The organism is Streptomyces sp. BBFR2 (assembly GCF_044497305.1).
Lineage (GTDB): Bacteria > Actinomycetota > Actinomycetes > Streptomycetales > Streptomycetaceae > Streptomyces.
In genome coordinates, this window is the sequence record NZ_CP172415.1 from 6,310,540 (window position 1) to 6,326,035 (window position 15,496).

At 74.5% G+C, this 15,496-nt stretch carries 14 protein-coding genes and 1 pseudogene; 13 read left to right on the forward strand and 2 right to left on the reverse strand.

Features of this window, described 5'->3' with window-relative positions; translation table 11 throughout:
* The first annotated feature begins 65 nt into the window (after positions 1–65).
* The 8 genes from ACGH2B_RS26025 (at position 66) to ACGH2B_RS26060 (ending at position 6,744) form a co-directional block, all read left to right on the forward strand.
* A complete protein-coding gene (locus tag ACGH2B_RS26025; RefSeq protein ID WP_399094662.1) occupies positions 66–725 on the forward strand; it encodes a glycerol-3-phosphate responsive antiterminator in 660 nt (219 codons plus the stop codon).
* A 149-nt stretch (positions 726–874) separates the two neighbouring features.
* Positions 875–1,177, forward strand: a complete 303-nt coding sequence (locus tag ACGH2B_RS26030) for a putative quinol monooxygenase (protein WP_399094665.1) — start codon at positions 875–877, stop codon at positions 1,175–1,177.
* Positions 1,174–2,313 carry a zinc-binding dehydrogenase gene (locus ACGH2B_RS26035; RefSeq protein WP_399094668.1) on the forward strand — a complete coding sequence of 380 codons (1,140 nt, stop codon included), beginning with the start codon at positions 1,174–1,176 and terminating at the stop codon, positions 2,311–2,313. The genes ACGH2B_RS26030 and ACGH2B_RS26035 overlap by 4 nt, the downstream gene beginning before the upstream one ends.
* 613 nt (positions 2,314–2,926) lie before the next feature.
* Positions 2,927–4,126, forward strand: a complete 1,200-nt coding sequence (locus ACGH2B_RS26040; RefSeq protein WP_399094671.1) for an acyl-CoA dehydrogenase family protein — start codon at positions 2,927–2,929, stop codon at positions 4,124–4,126.
* 100 nt (positions 4,127–4,226) lie between these two features.
* Positions 4,227–4,703, forward strand: coding sequence for an ATPase (locus ACGH2B_RS26045; protein WP_399094673.1), 477 nt, complete (start codon positions 4,227–4,229; stop codon positions 4,701–4,703).
* Positions 4,700–5,053, forward strand: a complete 354-nt coding sequence (locus tag ACGH2B_RS26050; RefSeq protein WP_399094675.1) for an ArsR/SmtB family transcription factor — start codon at positions 4,700–4,702, stop codon at positions 5,051–5,053. The genes ACGH2B_RS26045 and ACGH2B_RS26050 overlap by 4 nt, the downstream gene beginning before the upstream one ends.
* Positions 5,046–5,792, forward strand: a complete 747-nt coding sequence (locus ACGH2B_RS26055; protein WP_399094677.1) for a DUF899 family protein — start codon at positions 5,046–5,048, stop codon at positions 5,790–5,792. The genes ACGH2B_RS26050 and ACGH2B_RS26055 overlap by 8 nt, the downstream gene beginning before the upstream one ends.
* A gap of 106 nt (positions 5,793–5,898) precedes the next feature.
* Positions 5,899–6,744, forward strand: a complete 846-nt coding sequence (locus ACGH2B_RS26060) for a class I SAM-dependent methyltransferase (RefSeq protein WP_399094680.1) — start codon at positions 5,899–5,901, stop codon at positions 6,742–6,744.
* 213 nt (positions 6,745–6,957) lie between these two features.
* On the opposite strand, the gene ACGH2B_RS26065 is transcribed toward ACGH2B_RS26060, so the two are convergent.
* Positions 6,958–8,253: a glycoside hydrolase family 27 protein gene (locus ACGH2B_RS26065; protein WP_399094683.1), complete on the reverse strand. Its 1,296-nt coding sequence runs from the start codon at positions 8,251–8,253 to the stop codon at positions 6,958–6,960.
* A 261-nt stretch (positions 8,254–8,514) separates the two neighbouring features.
* On the opposite strand from ACGH2B_RS26065, the pseudogene ACGH2B_RS26070 reads away from it, so the two are divergent.
* From ACGH2B_RS26070 to ACGH2B_RS26080, 3 genes and pseudogenes are all read left to right on the forward strand, one after another.
* A pseudogene (locus ACGH2B_RS26070) lies at positions 8,515–9,147 on the forward strand (DUF4157 domain-containing protein); the annotation flags it as partial.
* 90 nt (positions 9,148–9,237) lie between these two features.
* Complete coding sequence (locus ACGH2B_RS26075) at positions 9,238–10,341, forward strand: NAD(P)H-dependent flavin oxidoreductase (RefSeq protein WP_399094686.1); 1,104 nt, start codon at positions 9,238–9,240, stop codon at positions 10,339–10,341.
* Between the two features lie 58 nt (positions 10,342–10,399).
* Positions 10,400–11,959, forward strand: a complete 1,560-nt coding sequence (locus ACGH2B_RS26080; protein ID WP_399094688.1) for an acyl-CoA synthetase — start codon at positions 10,400–10,402, stop codon at positions 11,957–11,959.
* 32 nt (positions 11,960–11,991) lie between these two features.
* Here ACGH2B_RS26080 and ACGH2B_RS26085 read toward each other — a convergent pair whose 3' ends face one another.
* Positions 11,992–12,432, reverse strand: a complete 441-nt coding sequence (locus ACGH2B_RS26085) for a hypothetical protein (RefSeq protein WP_399094691.1) — start codon at positions 12,430–12,432, stop codon at positions 11,992–11,994.
* A 374-nt stretch (positions 12,433–12,806) separates the two neighbouring features.
* Between ACGH2B_RS26085 and ACGH2B_RS26090 the strand changes: the two genes are divergently transcribed.
* Positions 12,807–14,351, forward strand: a complete 1,545-nt coding sequence (locus ACGH2B_RS26090; protein ID WP_399094694.1) for an acyl-CoA synthetase — start codon at positions 12,807–12,809, stop codon at positions 14,349–14,351.
* A gap of 246 nt (positions 14,352–14,597) precedes the next feature.
* Positions 14,598–15,398 carry a VOC family protein gene (locus tag ACGH2B_RS26095; RefSeq protein WP_399094697.1) on the forward strand — a complete coding sequence of 267 codons (801 nt, stop codon included), beginning with the start codon at positions 14,598–14,600 and terminating at the stop codon, positions 15,396–15,398.
* The last annotated feature ends 98 nt before the right edge of the window (positions 15,399–15,496 follow it).

Genomic DNA, 15,496 nt, shown 5'->3' on the forward strand with positions numbered 1-15,496 from the left:
GCCCGGCGGCCCCGCCCCTCCGTCCTTTCCCGATGGGGATGGCCCCCGCACCGGAAGGCTCCGCCATGGCCCCCTCTCCCCGGTCCGGCGCCCCGCTCGACCCCCGGCTCACCTCGGTCCTCGCCGAGGTCCCGGTCGTCGCGTCGGTCGTCGGCAGCCAGCCGCTGCGCCAGTTCCTGACGGCACCGGCCAGGATGTGCATCCTCGCGTCGTTCGCCGTGGGGCAGTTGCCCCAGGTCGTCCCGGCGCTGGGCCGGGCGGGGAAGGCCGTGTTCGTCAACGTCGACTCCAGTCCGGGCCTCGCCCAGGACCGGGGCGCGCTGGAATTCCTCAAGGACCTCGGCGCGCACGGCGTGGTGAGCACCCGGCTCTCCCTCATAGAGAAGGGCCGCCCGCTCGGCCTGCTGACCGTCATGAAGGTCTTCGTCACCGACCGGTCCAACCTGCGCCGCTCCCTGGACGCCGTCTCGCGCGGCGCCCCCGACCTGGTCGAGGTCATGCCCGCCCCGATCATCGGCCGGATGAACGCCACCTCCCGCCGCGCCATGTCCCCGTCGATCGCCGCGGGCTTCGTGGAGTCCCCGGCGGACGTGGCGCTGGCCCTGGCCCAGGGCGCGAGCGCCGCCGCCACCTCCGACCCCCGCCTCTGGCATCTGCGCCGCGACCAGCTCCCGCCGGTCCCGCCGTCCGCCCTCAAGAGGCCCGTCGCACCCCCGGAGGGGTGAGTCGGGGGCCGTGCCCGCCCGGTGGGGTCCGGCACGGCCCCTCGCGGCGCCGCCGACGCTCCGCCGACTCCCCCCTCCGCCTCGCGATCGCCCGCACCGGACCCCACCGGGCCCGCCCTCGAACTCACCCTTCCAGGAGTAAGCACCCCATGACTTACGTGGTCATCGCCCGCTACCGCACCCTGCCGGACGCCCAGGACACCGTCCTGCCGCTCCTCGACGCCATGGCCACCGCCTCCCGCGCCGAGGAGGGCTGCCTGGGCTACCGCGTCCACCAGGGCACCGAGGACCCCCGCGACCTCGCGCTCTACGAGGAGTACCGCACCGAGGCCGACTTCACCGCGCACTGCGCCTCCGCGCACTTCCACGACCTCGTCCTCGGCAGGATCGTCCCGCTGCTGGAGAGCCGCGAGGTGCTGCGCTGCGCGCCGCGGGCGGAGGTGGCCGCGTGAAAACCCGTGCCGCCGTCCTGCGCGCCGTCTCCACCGACCGCCCCTACGCCACCACCGCGCCGGTCGCCGTCGAGGAGCTGACCCTCGGCGCACCCCGCGAGGGCGAGGTCCTGGTCAAGATAGCCGCGGCCTCGCTGTGCCACTCGGACCTCTCCGTCGTCAACGGTGACCGGGTCCGCCCGCTGCCCATGGCGCTCGGCCACGAGGCGGTCGGCGTCGTCGTCGGCACCGGCCCCGGGGTCCGCCGGGTCGCCGCGGGCGACCACGTCGCGCTGGTCTTCGTACCGAGCTGCGGCTCCTGCGCCGACTGCGCCCAGGGCCGTCCCGCGCTCTGCGCCGCCGCCGCTGCCGCCAACGGCTCCGGCGGGCTGCTGCACGGCCCGTCGCTGCTGACCGACGCGGCGGGGGAGCGGGTCAACCACCAGCTCGGCGTCTCCGCCTTCGCCGAGCACGCCGTCGTCGCCCAGGAATCCCTCGTCCCGATCCCGCGCGACGTGCCGTTCGCCGTGGCCTCGATGTTCGGCTGCGCGGTTCTCACCGGCGCGGGCGCGGTCATCAACACCGCGGCGCTGCGCCCCGGCCAGTCCGCCGTCGTCTACGGGCTCGGCGGCGTCGGCCTGTCCGCGGTGCTCGGCGCCCGCGCCGCCGGGGCGTACCCGATCGTCGCCGTCGACCCGGTCGCCGGCAAGCGCGACCTGGCGCTGCGGCTGGGCGCCTCGCACGCGTACGCCCCCGACGAGGCGCCGGCCGCGATCCGCGAGCTGACCGGCGGCGGCGCGGAGATCGCCGTCGAGGCGGTCGGCTCGCCCGCGGTGATGGCCGCCTGCCTGGACGCGGTCGGCCGCGGCGGCAAGGTCGTCTCGGTGGGGCTGCCCGCGCCCGGCCGCACGCTGGAGGTCCCGGCGCTGGCCTTCGCCGGGGAGGGCAAGTCGCTGCTCGGCTCGTACATGGGGGACGCGGTGCCCAGCCGGGACATCCCGCGCTTCCTCGACCTGTGGCGGGCCGGTCTGATGCCGGTCGAGCTGATGCACACCGGCACCCTGCCGCTGACCGGCATCAACGACGCCCTGGAGGAGCTGGCCTCCGGCCGCGCCATCCGCCAGGTCCTCGACACCAACGGCCTCCTCGACGGCTGACCCGCCCCCGTACGCGCGCCCGGCACGGTATTCCCCCGAACCTGCCGGGCGCGCCCCTTTTCCCGCCCGGTCGCGGCGCGCCCCGGAGCGGCGCACGGTGAGAGGGAGGGGCCGCACGCGGCGGACGGGCCGCCCCTCGGGGCGCCGGGTGTACGGAGCGGCGGGAGTGAGCAGGCGCCCGTGTGAAGGACCACACGCCGAGCCGCGAGGAGGAGCCGTCATGACCGTCCCGCAGCCGCCCGGGCCGACCCGCCCCGACCCCGTGCCGCCCACACCGGGCCCGGGTCCCGGACCGCCCGGTCCGACCCCGGGCCCAGGGCCGGGACCGGTACCCGCACCGGGACCGGATCCCGTGCCCGGCCCCGTCCCGGCGCCCGAGCCCGACCCCGTCCCGCCGAATCCGGCCCCGCCGACCCCGGGCCCGGCGCCCGGCCCGGCCCCCGACCCCGTCCCGGCGCCGCACACGCCCTGAGCCGGGCCGCGCACTCCCTTCCGTATTCCTGTAACGCGTTCTACTGTGCCCACGGCTCCGGTATCCGACGGACCGTCAGAAACCGTCGGACCGGCCGCCGTTGACGGAACGTACGCGGTTACGGGACGAAGGGGAGGGGCCGTGCACCTCGCATACACCCCCGCACAGCAGCGGTTGCGCGCCGAACTGCGCGGCTACTTCGCCGCGCTGATGCCCGAGAACACCTACGCCCAGGACGCCGACCCCGCCGCCCGCAAACGCTTCTACCGCGACACCGTGCGGCGGCTGGGCGCCGACGGCTGGCTCGGCGTCGGCTGGCCGAAGGAGTACGGCGGCCGCGGGATGACGCCGATGGAGCAGTTCGTCTTCTTCGACGAGGCGGCCCAGGCGGGCGTACCGCTGCCGCTGATGGCGCTCAACACCGTCGGCCCCACCCTCATGAAGTACGGCACCGGCGAGCAGAAGGCGTACTTCCTGCCCCGTATCCTCGCCGGCGAGATCGACTTCGCCATCGGCTACAGCGAACCGGACGCCGGCACCGACCTCGCCGCACTGCGCACCCGTGCCGTCCGGGTCGGCGACGAGGACAGTGGCCACTACGTCGTCGACGGCCAGAAGATCTGGACCACCAACGGCGACACCGCCGACTGGGTCTGGCTCGCCGTCCGCACCCGCGCCGCCGACGACGCCACCCCGCCGCACAAGGGCATCACCCTGCTCCTCGTCCCGACCGACGACCCCGGCTACTCCTGCACCCTCATCAACACCCTCGCCTCGCACGACACCACCGCCAGTCACTACGACCGCGTCACCGTGCCCGCCACCCGCCGCGTCGGCCGGGAGAACGAGGGCTGGCGGATCATCACCAACCAGCTCAACCACGAACGCGTCACCCTCGCCGCCCACGGCACCATGGCCATCCGCGCCCTCCACGACGTCCGGCGCTGGGCCGCCGCCACCCGTCTGGCCGACGGCCGCCGCGTCATCGACCTCGGCTGGGTCCGCAACCGCCTGGCCCGCACCCACGTCGCGCTCGGCGCGATGAAACTCCTCAACTGGCAGATGGTCGACGCCCTCGAACGCGCCGCCCTCACCCCGCAGGACGCCTCCGCCGTCAAGGTCCACGGCTCCGAGGCCCGCCGCGACGCCTACGCCTGGCTGATGGAGATCCTCGCCGCCGCGGGCCCTCTCAAGGAAGGCTCCGCCGGCGCCGCCCTCCACGGCGACCTGGAACGCGGCTACCGCTCCGCCGTCATCTTCACCTTCGGCGGCGGCAACAACGAGATCCAGCGCGAGATCATCACCTGGATCGGGCTGGGGATGCCACGGGTACGGCGGTGAGACGGGGCGCCCTCTCCGCCCACCGGTGCAACCCGGTGGTTGCACCCCCGCGCGACATGTGCAACCTTTGAGTTGCAGCAAATGTCGCGAGGAGGACCCCATGACCGACGCCACCCCCACCGCCGGGCAACTCGCCGAGCTGGACCGGATCGCCCGGCAGATCGACATCGACGCCCCCGCCGAACGCGTCTGGGAGCTGGTCGCACGCCCCGGCTGGTACATCAACGACGGCACCGTCGAGGCCGAGCCCGACCTGCGGTACGAGGGTGACGTCGCCGTCGTACGCCACCCCACGCTCGGCGAGTTCCGCTTCACCACCGTCGCCCTCGACAAACCGCGCTACGCCGCCTTCCGCTGGATCGGCACGCCGTACCGGGACGGGGCGACGGCCTCGACCCTCGTCGAGTTCCGGATCGACGAGCGCGACGAGGGCGGGGTGACGCTGCGCGTCGTGGAGAGCGGGTTCTCCGGCCTCTCCGACGACCCCGCCACCTGGCTGAAGGAGCGCGAGGGCAACGACAAGGGCTGGCTCACCGAACTCGCCGCGGCGAAGACGTACGTCGAGGCCCGGGCATGACCGCCGCGCCCCCCGCCATATGCGCCGCGCTGGGCGACCCGACGCGCTGGGAGATCCTCACCCGGCTCGGACAGGGACCGAAGTCGGCGTCGGCGCTGGCCCGGGAGCTGCCCGTGAGCCGGCAGGCGATCGGCAAACACCTCGACGTGCTGCGTGAGGTCGGCCTCGTCGAGTCCGAACAGCGCGGCCGTGAGGTCGTCCACCTCGCGGTGGGCGCCCGGCTCGGCGCACTCGCCCGGGAGCTGGACCGGATCGGCCGCTCGTGGGAGAGCCGCCTGCTGAGCGTCAAACGACTCGCGGAAGAGACGAACGGACAGGAACGCATGAAAGAGGCGGACGGACATGACTGACCGCGCCCCGGCACTGCCGCCGGTGACCGACCGGACCACCTTCGAGGCCGCACTCGGCAGACTGCGGGAGCGGGAGAAGGCCCACACCCACGAGGGCGACGCGATCGCCGCGGCCCGGCGGCGCCTGCCCATGACCGAGGTGGACGCCGGCCTCGAACTGACCGGGCCGGACGGGCCGCTCACCCTCCTCGACGCCTTCGAGGGCCGCCGGCAGCTCCTCGCGTACTACTTCATGTGGCGCCCCGGCCATCCGGCCGCCGAGCAGTGCGAGGGCTGCACCTGGTGCGCCGGACAGGTCCGCGAACTGTCGTATCTGCACTCACGCGACATCACCTACGCGGTCCTCTGCCAGGGCCCGTACGACGAGAGCAGGCGCTACCGCGACTTCCTGGGCTGGGAGATGCCCTGGTACTCCGCGCTGCCCTCCGCCGACCGGCTGCTGGCCGGCCGCACCGTCGGCATGATGCACCTGGTGAGCTACCTGCGGGACGGCGACCGGGTCTTCGAGACCTGGTGGACGACGCTGCGCGGTGTGGAGGTGATGGACAACAACTACCACCTCATGGACCTCACCGCCTACGGCCGTCAGGAGCTGTGGGAGGACTCCCCGGAAGGCTGGCCCCGGTACCAGGGCGAACCGGTCGGCGACATCCGGCTGCGCCGCGACGGCCGCCCCATCCCGCACTGGCCCCGCCTGGCGGCCGGGCACTCCGACGACCTGAGCGGTGCGGAGCGCTGAGGCTCTCCGGCGCCCGCCCGGCCGTCACCCCGGGCCCGCCCCGCCCGTTGTCCCGGCCGGGCGGCGACCGCCGCCCGCGGCGCGGATTCCAGGAGGTGCGGCACGGATGACGGACGGTGCGCGGGAGACGGGGCCGGCGATGCGGCCCGTGGTGCGGGAGACCTACGGCCCGGGCGATCTGGCCGGGCAGCCGATCTTCGGCGGCGGGTTCATCAACTTCGGGTACTGGCGCGCTCCCGACCCGGCCCGCCCGCCCGGCACGGCGGACCGCATCCGCAGCCAGGAAGACCTCTACCGGCACGTCCTGACCACCGCCGGACCACGGCCGGGCGCGGACATCCTCGAAGTGGGCTGCGGACTCGGCATGGGCTGCGCGCTGACCCTGCGGGAGTACGGGCCCGCCGCCGTCACCGGTATGGACATCCATCCGCGCCAGCTCGACCGGGCGCGGGCGGCGCAGGCGGAGCTGCTGCGGGACGCGCCCGAGCGGTTGCGGTTCGTCCGGGGCGCCGCCGAGCGGATGCCGTTCGAGGACGGCCGGTTCGACGTGGTCCTCTGCGTGGAGGCGGCCCAGCACTTCCCGGACCTCGACGCCTTCGCCGCGCAGACCGCGCGGGTACTGCGCCCCGGCGGCCGGGCGGTGGTCGCCGGTTTCTTCACGGTGGACGACGCGCCCGGCCACCCCGCACGCCTCGCCCGGCTGCTGGAGACCTTCGCCACCGGCCTCGACATCGCCCGCCCGGTGACCGCCCTCACCGGCGCGTTCACCGCCGCCGGACTCACCCACACCTCCGCCGCGTCGATCGGACGGTACGTCTGGCCGGGCTGGGACCGCTGGCTCGCCCGCTGGTGGGCCCCGGACACCTGGCCGCGCAACTTCCTGCGCGCCTACGAGGAAGGCGTCCTCGACTACTACGTGGTGACGGCCGACCGGCCGCGGCAGGGCCCGTGAGAGGGGGCCGCGGTGCGGGACGGACCCTCCGGGCGCCACCCGCCGTACGGTCCGCCCGCCGGCCGACCGGTGGCCTCGGCCCTCCGGTGGCGCGCTTTCGCGGTGGCCGGGGGCCGACAGCCCGGGCCGGGCCGCCGCCCGGAGCCGTACGGAACGGCCCGGCGCACGGCACCGGCGGCCGGGCCCGTCCCGCCCGCCGGTGCCGTGCCCGTCTCACCCCGCGCTCACCCGGTACAGCGCCGTCGCGTGCGGCGCCAGCGTGGTGGCGGTGAGGGGGCCGGTGGTGCGGGTGGTGCGGCCGGTGGTCAGATCGCGGACCCGGTAGGAACGGGCGGCGGGCAGTCCGGCGGCGGACGCCGTGGTGGACACCGTCCGGGGCGTGTCACCGGCGTTGAACAGTGCCACGGCCCGGTCGCCGCCGCGCAGCGGCTTCGACAGCACCGCGGTGTCCTCGTCGTGGTGGACCAGCTTCCCCTGGACGCCCAGCGGGTCCTGGTCGACGGCGATGATCTCCTCGTTGCCGAGGACCTCCAGCGCGGCGGGGGAGAGCCGGGTCAGATCGGTGCTGGAGATCAGCGGGGCGGCCATCACCGCCCACAGCGCCATCTGACTGTGGATCTCCGTCTCGGTCAGCCCCGAGTCCCCGGCCAGCAGGAAGTCCGGGTCGTTCCACCGGCCCGGCCGCTGGAGCGCCGCCAGTTGCGCGTTGTAGTCGAAGTTGTAGCGGATCGAGGACCACTTCGCGGCCGGGCTGTGCTTCTCCACCGCGATGTCGCGCCCCTCCCGCCAGAGATTGCCGACCTCCGATGACCAGCCGATGACTTGGTGCCAGAGCGCGTCGCCGTCGTACTGGAAGTACGCCGGGGCGGACACCGAGAAGACCATGGGGCGGCCGGTGGCGCGCAGCGCCCGGCTCATCTGCCCGTAGACGTCGCGGTAGGTCTCCTCCTTGGTGCGGCCCGGCGCCGTCGGCACGTTGCAGCCGTCGAACTTGACGTAGTCGACCTTCCAGCTCGCGAACAGATCGGCGTCCTGCTGGAAGTGGCCCAGGCTGCCCGGGTACTTCTCGCAGGTCAGCGTCCCCGCGTCCCCGTAGATGCCGAACTTCAGGCCCATCCGGTGCAGTTGACGCCCGACGTACGCCATGCCGTGCGGGAACTTCTCCGGATCGGTCACCAACTCGCCCCGCGGGCCGCGCTGTCTGAGCGTCCAGCAGTCGTCGACGGTGACGGTGTCGTACCCCTTCGCCGCGAGCCCGGTGCGCACCAGCGCCCGCGCGTTGTCGAGGATCACCTTCTCGTTGACGTCGCACATGTAGTACGACCAGTTGTTCCAGCCCATCGGCGGGGTCGGCGCCAGATCGGGGTACCGCTCCACGCCGCTCCGGGCGGCGGGCGCCGGGTCCGCCGACGCCGGGGCGGTGGCCGCCAGGAGGCCGGCCGTGCAGGCCGCCGCGGCGGTCAGCGCGGCGGTGGCACGGCCGGGACGGGAAAGCGGAGGAATACGCACAGGGCACCTCACGAGGGGACGAAGCGGGGGCGGGGTCGGCCGGAGGCTAGGACCGGGCCGGGGGGCGGTCAAGACACCCCGCCGCATGTCGCGGGGGATTCAGCCGCCGGTGTCCGGCGGCCGGCCGGGGCGCGGCGTTGCCCGTCCGGCCCGCCGGACGCTGCCTGTCCGGTCGCCGGTGCTGCCCCGGCGGCCATGGCGTTCCGGCGCGCCGCCCGGTATCCAGGAGGTTCACCCGACCCCGCTCCGTAGAGGGATCCCATGCACGCCCGCGACGCTGCCGACCGGCCCGCCCCCACCGTCTCTCCCGCCCGTCCGGCGGCCGTCCGGCCCCCCGTGGTGCCGGAACGGGGCGCCGCCGCCTCGCCCCAGGCGCTGGCGGCCCTCCAGCGTTCCGCGGGGAACGCCGCCGTCGTCCAGATGCTCCGGGCGGACGGCCATGCCTGGGCCCAGGAGGAGCACAGTCACGGTCCCGGCTGCGGGCACCCCGCCGTGCAGCGCTCCGCCGTCCACGAGGTGCTGCGGACCTCGGGCAAGCCGCTGGACGAGGAGACCCGTACCGATATGGAGTCGCGGCTCGGCGCCGACTTCTCCGACGTGCGCGTCCACACCGACCCGGCGGCCCGCAGCTCCGCAGCCGAGGTCGGTGCCCGTGCCTTCACCTCCGGCAACCACATCGTCATCGGGGACGGCGGCGGCGACCGCCACACCCTCGCCCACGAACTCACCCATGTCATCCAGCAGCGCCAGGGCCCGGTCGCCGGTACCGACAACGGCCAGGGCCTGAGCATCAGCGACCCGGGCGACCGCTTCGAACGCGCCGCGGAGGAGAACGCCCACCGGGTCCTGTCGGGTCCGGCGCCGGAGCGGGAGGAGGACGCCGGGTCCGGGCCGGCCGAGTAGGCGCGGCGCCGGACCGAGCAGAACTGACGCTGCGTCAGAAAAGCTCTTCCCTCCTCCGCCGCCCTGCGGCATCCTGCGCCCATGCAGACCGAGTTGAGCACCACGCTGGGCGTCGAGCACGCCGTCTTCGGGTTCACACCGTTCCCCGCCGTCGCCGCCGCGATCACCCGCGCCGGCGGCTTCGGCGTCCTCGGCGCGGTCCGCTACACCGCGCCCGGCGAACTCGCCCGCGACCTGGACTGGATGGCGGCCCACACCGACGGACTTCCGTACGGACTCGACGTCGTCATGCCCGCCCGCAAGGTCGAGGGCGTCACCGAGGCGGACGTCGAGGCGATGATCCCGGACGGCCACCGCGAGCACGTCGCCCGGCTCCTCGCCGCGTACGACGTGCCGCCGCTGCCCGAGGGCGAGGCGTCCGGCTGGCGGATCACCGGCTGGATGGAGGAGGTCGCCCGCGGTCAGCTCGACGTCGCCTTCGACTACCCGATCAAGCTCCTCGCCAACGCGCTCGGCTCCCCGCCGCCCGACGTCATCGCCCGCGCCCACGACCGCGGCATCCGCGTCGCCGCGCTGGCCGGGAGCCCCCGCCACGCCCGCCACCACCGGGACGCCGGCATCGACATCGTCGTCGCCCAGGGCTACGAGGCCGGCGGCCACACCGGCGAGATCGCCACGATGGTGCTCACCCCCGAGGTCGTCGCCGCCGTCGATCCGCTGCCGGTGCTCGCCGCCGGCGGCATCGGCACCGGCGAACAGATCGCCGCCGGACTCGCTCTCGGCGCCCAGGGCGTCTGGCTCGGCTCGCTCTGGCTCACCACCGAGGAGGCCGAACTCCACTCCCGGCGGCTGACCGCCAAACTCCTCGCCGCCGGCCCCGGCGACACCGTCCGCTCCCGCGCCCTGACCGGCAAACCCGCCCGCCAGCTCCGCACCGCCTGGACCGACGCCTGGGACGCCGCCGACGGACCCGGCACCCTGCCGATGCCGCTCCAGGGACTGCTGGTCGCCGAGGCCAACTCCCGTATCCAGCGCCACGAGGTCGAACCGCTGCTGGGGACGCCGGTCGGCCAGATCGTCGGCCGGATGAACAGCGAACGCAGTGTGCAAGCCGTCTTCGACGACCTCACCCGCGGCTTCGAGAAGGCCATCGACCGCATCAACCGCATCGCGGGCCGCGCCTAGGGGCGCGCATTCCGCCCTCCGCGACCCCCTGGAACCCGCCCGCCGAGGAGGCAGCACGATGACGGACCGCCCCGCACCGCCCACCGGCTTCTGGGCCCAGGCCACCGCCGACCCGGGCCGCACCGTACTGATCGCCCCCGACGGCGAGGAGTGGACCGCGGGCCGCCTGCACGCCGCGGGCAACCGCCTCGTCCACGGACTGCGCGCCGCCGGACTGACCCGCGGTGACGCCTTCGCCGCCGTCCTCCCCAACGGCGTGGAGTTCCTGACCGCCTACCTCGCCGCGTCCCAGGCCGGTTTCTACTTCGTGCCCGTCAACCACCATCTGGTGGGGCCCGAGATCGCCTGGATCGTCGCGGACTCCGGCGCCAAGGTGCTGATCGCCCACGAGCGGTTCGCCGACGCCGCCCGCGCCGCCGCCGACGAGGCGGCGCTGCCCGCCGACCGGCGCTACGCCGTCGGCACCGCCGAGGGCTTCCGCCCCTACGCCGACCTCCTCGACGGACAGCCCGACGCCCCGCCCGACGACCGCACCCTGGGCTGGGTCATGAACTACACCTCCGGCACCACCGGCCGCCCCCGCGGCATCCGCCGCCCGCTGCCCGGCACCCCGCCCGAGGAGAGCCATCTCGGCGGTTTCCTCGGCATCTTCGGTATCCGGCCGTTCGACGACAACGTCCACCTGGTCTGCTCGCCGCTCTACCACACGGCCGTCCTCCAGTTCGCCGGCGCCTCCCTGCACATCGGCCACCGGCTGGTCCTGATGGACCGCTGGCGGCCCGAGGAGATGCTGCGGCTCATCGACACCCACCGCGCCACCCACACCCATATGGTCCCCACCCAGTTCCACCGGCTGCTGGCGCTGCCCGACGAGGTCCGCGCCCGGTACGACGTGACCTCGATGCGGCACGCCATCCACGGGGCGGCGCCCTGCCCCGACCACGTCAAACGCGCCATGATCGACTGGTGGGGCGGCTGCGTCGAGGAGTACTACGCGGCGAGCGAGGGCGGCGGCGCGTTCGCCACCGCCGACGACTGGCTCAAGAAGCCCGGCACCGTCGGCAAGGCATGGCCGATCAGCGAACTCGCCGTCCTCGACGACGACGGCAACCGCCTGCCCCCGGGCGAGCTGGGCACCGTCTACCTGAAGATGCGCACCGGCGGCTTCCGCTACCACAAGGACGACGCCAAGACCCGGCGCAGCCGCGTCGGCGACTTCTTCACCGTCGGTGACCTGGGCTATCTGGACGAGGACGGCTATCTCTTCCTCCGCGACCGCAAGATCGACATGATCATCTCCGGGGGCGTCAACATCTACCCCGCCGAGATCGAGTCCGTCCTCCTCGCCCACCCCGCCGTCGCCGACGCCGCCGCCTTCGGCATCCCGCACGACGACTGGGGCGAGGAGGTCAAGGCCGTCGTCGAACCGGCCGAAGGTCACCCGGCGGGACCGGAACTCGCCGCCTCGGTCCTGGAGTTCTGCGCCCGGCGACTGGCCGGATACAAACTCCCCAAGTCCGTCGACTTCATCGCCGCCATGCCCCGCGACCCCAACGGCAAGCTCTACAAGCGACGGCTGCGCGCACCGTACTGGGCGGACCGGGAACCGACCGAGTAGGGCCGCGCCCGGTGGCGCCCCGCACCGCCCCGCTACCGGGCGGCGAACGCGGCCCGCAGCCGCCCGCCGTTCGCCAGGGCCACCACCCCGGCCAGCAGCACACCGCATCCGGCCTGCTCCCACCGCAGCCACCCGGGGAACGCCCCGGGCAGCGCCACGACCACCGCCACCGCCACCAGCATCACCCCGGAGGCCATGCGCAGCCGCAGATACGCCCGGCGGTCGCCCCGGGCCGCCCCCGCGGCGAAGGAGGCCATCAGCAGCGAGGTGGCGGCGACGATGACGACCCGCACCCATACGGCATCGGTCACCGCCGCCGGATCGTCACGCAGCACGATGACGCCACCGAGCGTCAGCAGACTGAGGACGACGTACCAGCCGACGAGCCCCCGGACGCGCCGCAGACTCCGCCGCACCTCCGGCCGCCGGCCGGCCTCGTCCGCCCCACCGCCGCGCGGACCGCTCCTGACCATGAGTTCTCTCCCCTTCCCCGGCTACGGCGCCACCGCCGCCCCGCCCATCGCGGTCCCGGCGGTCGCCGGGACTCGTCCCAGCATCCGGCCCGCACACCGCCGGGACGTCCGCCGGCGGGATGAGCCGCACCCTGACCGCTCCCGGACGCCGCGCCGGGCGGCCCCTTAAGGGGCCGGGCCGCCGAAACCACCTCATCCGGGCGGCAGTTGAGCGGGGCGCAGACGGTACGGCCTGTTCGGGCGGCGATGCGGCGGCCCGGCGTACCCGTAGGGGTTCCGGGGCCGGGGCGGGAACCTCCGGCCGGGCCCGCGCCCGCCGCGGCGCCTCTGCCCGCTGCCTTGACCAGGGCCGGGCCGGAGCCGAGTATCGCGCCATGACGGCAGCGCGGAGCAACACGGTCGACGGGGTCCTGCGGCGCAGCGCACGGCGGGTGCCCGGGCGGACGGCGGTGCGGTACGCCGACCGCGCCTGGACCTACCGGGCACTGGACGACGCGGTGACCGCCGCGGCGCGGGTGCTGCGCGGCCTCGGCCTCGCCCCGGGCGACCGGGTCGCCGCCTACGGGCGCAACTCCGACGCGTACCTCATCGGCTTCCTGGCCTGCTCCCGCGCGGGGCTGGTGCACGTCCCCGTCAACCACGCCCTCACCGGCGAGGACCTGCGCTACCTCCTCGACCAGTCCGGCAGCTCCCTCGTCCTGACCGACCCCGCCCTCGCCGCGCGGCTCCCGGAGGGCCTGCCCGCCCTGCCGCTGCGCGACGCCCCGGACGGACTGCTCGCCCGGATCGCGGCGGCACGGCGGGACGCCCCGCAGGCGGACCCCGACGACCTCCCCGGGGACGACGGCGACACGCTCGTCCAGCTCCTCTACACCTCCGGGACCACCGCGCTCCCCAAGGGCGCGATGATGACGCACCGTGCCCTGGTGCACGAATACACCAGCGCCGTCGTCGCCCTCGACCTGGAGGAGACCGACCGGCCGCTGCACGCGCTGCCGCTCTACCACTCGGCGCAGCTACACGTCTTCCTGATGCCCTATCTGGCGGTCGGCGCCGAGAACACGCTCGTGGACGGGCCCGACGCCGAGCAGCTCTTCTCCCTGGTGGAGACCGGCCGGGTGGACAGCCTGTTCGCGCCGCCCACGGTGTGGATCGGCCTGGCCCGCCACCCGGACTTCACCGTCCGTGACCTGCGCGGACTGCGCAAGGCGTACTACGGCGCGTCGATCATGCCGGTACCGGTCCTGGAGCAGTTGCGCTCCCGGCTGCCCAAACTCGCCTTCTACAACTGCTTCGGACAGAGCGAGATCGGCCCGCTCGCCACCGTCCTCGGCCCCCGGGAACACGCCGGACGGATGGACTCCTGCGGCCGCCCGGTCCTCTTCGTCGAGGCGAAGGTGGTCGACGAGAACGGCCGCGAGGTGCCCGACGGCGAACGCGGTGAGATCGTCTACCGCTCCCCGCAGCTCTGCAGCGGCTACTGGGACAAACCGCAGGAGACCGCCGAGGCGTTCCGCGGCGGCTGGTTCCACTCCGGTGACCTGGCCGTACGCGACGCCGACGGGTACTTCGCCGTCGTCGACCGGGTCAAGGACGTCATCAACTCCGGCGGTGTGCTGGTCGCCTCCCGCCAGGTCGAGGACGCCCTGTACACGCATCCGCAGGTGGCGGAGGCGGCGGTGATCGGCCTGCCCGACGAGCGGTGGATCGAGGCGGTCACCGCCGTCGTCGTGCGCGCGCCCGTACCGGACGGCGCGGCGGACGGACCGGTCGGGGAGCGGGAGCTGATCGACGCGGTACGGTCCCGGCTCGCCGGGTTCAAGGTGCCCAAGCGCGTCCTGTTCGTCGACGCGCTGCCGCGCAACGCCAGCGGAAAGATCCTCAAAAGGGAGCTGCGCTCCCGCTTCGGGGCCCGCTGACCGCCGTCGCTCCGGGCCCCGGAATCACGGGCCACCGCGTGTACGGAGGGCGACTGTCAGTGCCCCCTGCCATGCTGGGAACCGGCCGGAACTCCCCGCGCGGTGACGGTGTGTCATCACTGTGCGGGGCGTCGGCCATGGTCGTCGCCGTGCGCCGTCCGCGCAGGTCACGGCAGGCCGACCGCAACGCCGTCCCGGCACCGCACCGTCACCCGTACGCGCAAGGCGAAGGACCCCGGAGGACCCATGCTGACCACCGACTACGTACCGGGCACGCCCAACTGGATCGACCTCGGTACCCCTGACGTGGAGCGCGCCGCCGCGTTCTACTGCGCCGTCTTCGGCTGGACGCACCAATCCGCGGGCCCGCAGGCCGGAGGGTACGGCTTCTTCCAGCGCGACGGCCGCACCGTCGGCGCGATCGGGCCGCTGACCGAGCCGGGCGCCTCGTCGTCCTGGACGGTCTACTTCCACACCGCCGACGCGGACGCCACCGCCCGCGCCGTCGTGGCGGCCGGGGGAGAGGTGCGGATGGAGCCCGGGGACGTCTTCACCGCCGGCCGCATGGCCGCCTTCACCGACCCGACCGGCGCCGACTTCGGCGTCTGGCAGCCCCGGGAGACCCTGGGCCTCCAGACCGTCATGGAGCCCGACTCCCTGTGCTGGACGGAGCTGTACACCACCGACAGCGCGGCGGCCGAGGAGTTCTACCGCACGGTCTTCTCCTGGAGCTACCGGTCCATGCCGATGGGCGGCGGGGCGGTCTACGACATCGTGTCCGCGCCCGCCGCCGGCCGCGGCGAGGACACCGGCCAGGGCGGTGTGATGCAGCTCGGCAGCGAGCATCTGGAGGCCGGCGCCGTCTCCGAATGGCACCCGTACTTCGGCGTCACCGACTGCGACGCGACCTTCGAGATGGCCACCGAGCTGGGCGCCCGGGTGCAGATCCCGCCGACCGACGTCCCGAGCGTCGGCCGCCTCGCCGCGTTGCAGGACCCGTGGGGCGCCCCGTTCGCACTGATCAAGGGGGACCCGACGATGAGTTGAGGACGGGGCGCCGGGGGCGGCCGGGTCCGGCCGGCCGTCGGCTTCGTGCGGTGGCGGGGCGCCCGGCCGGGCGCCCCCGGGGCCGCCCCGCCCCGCGT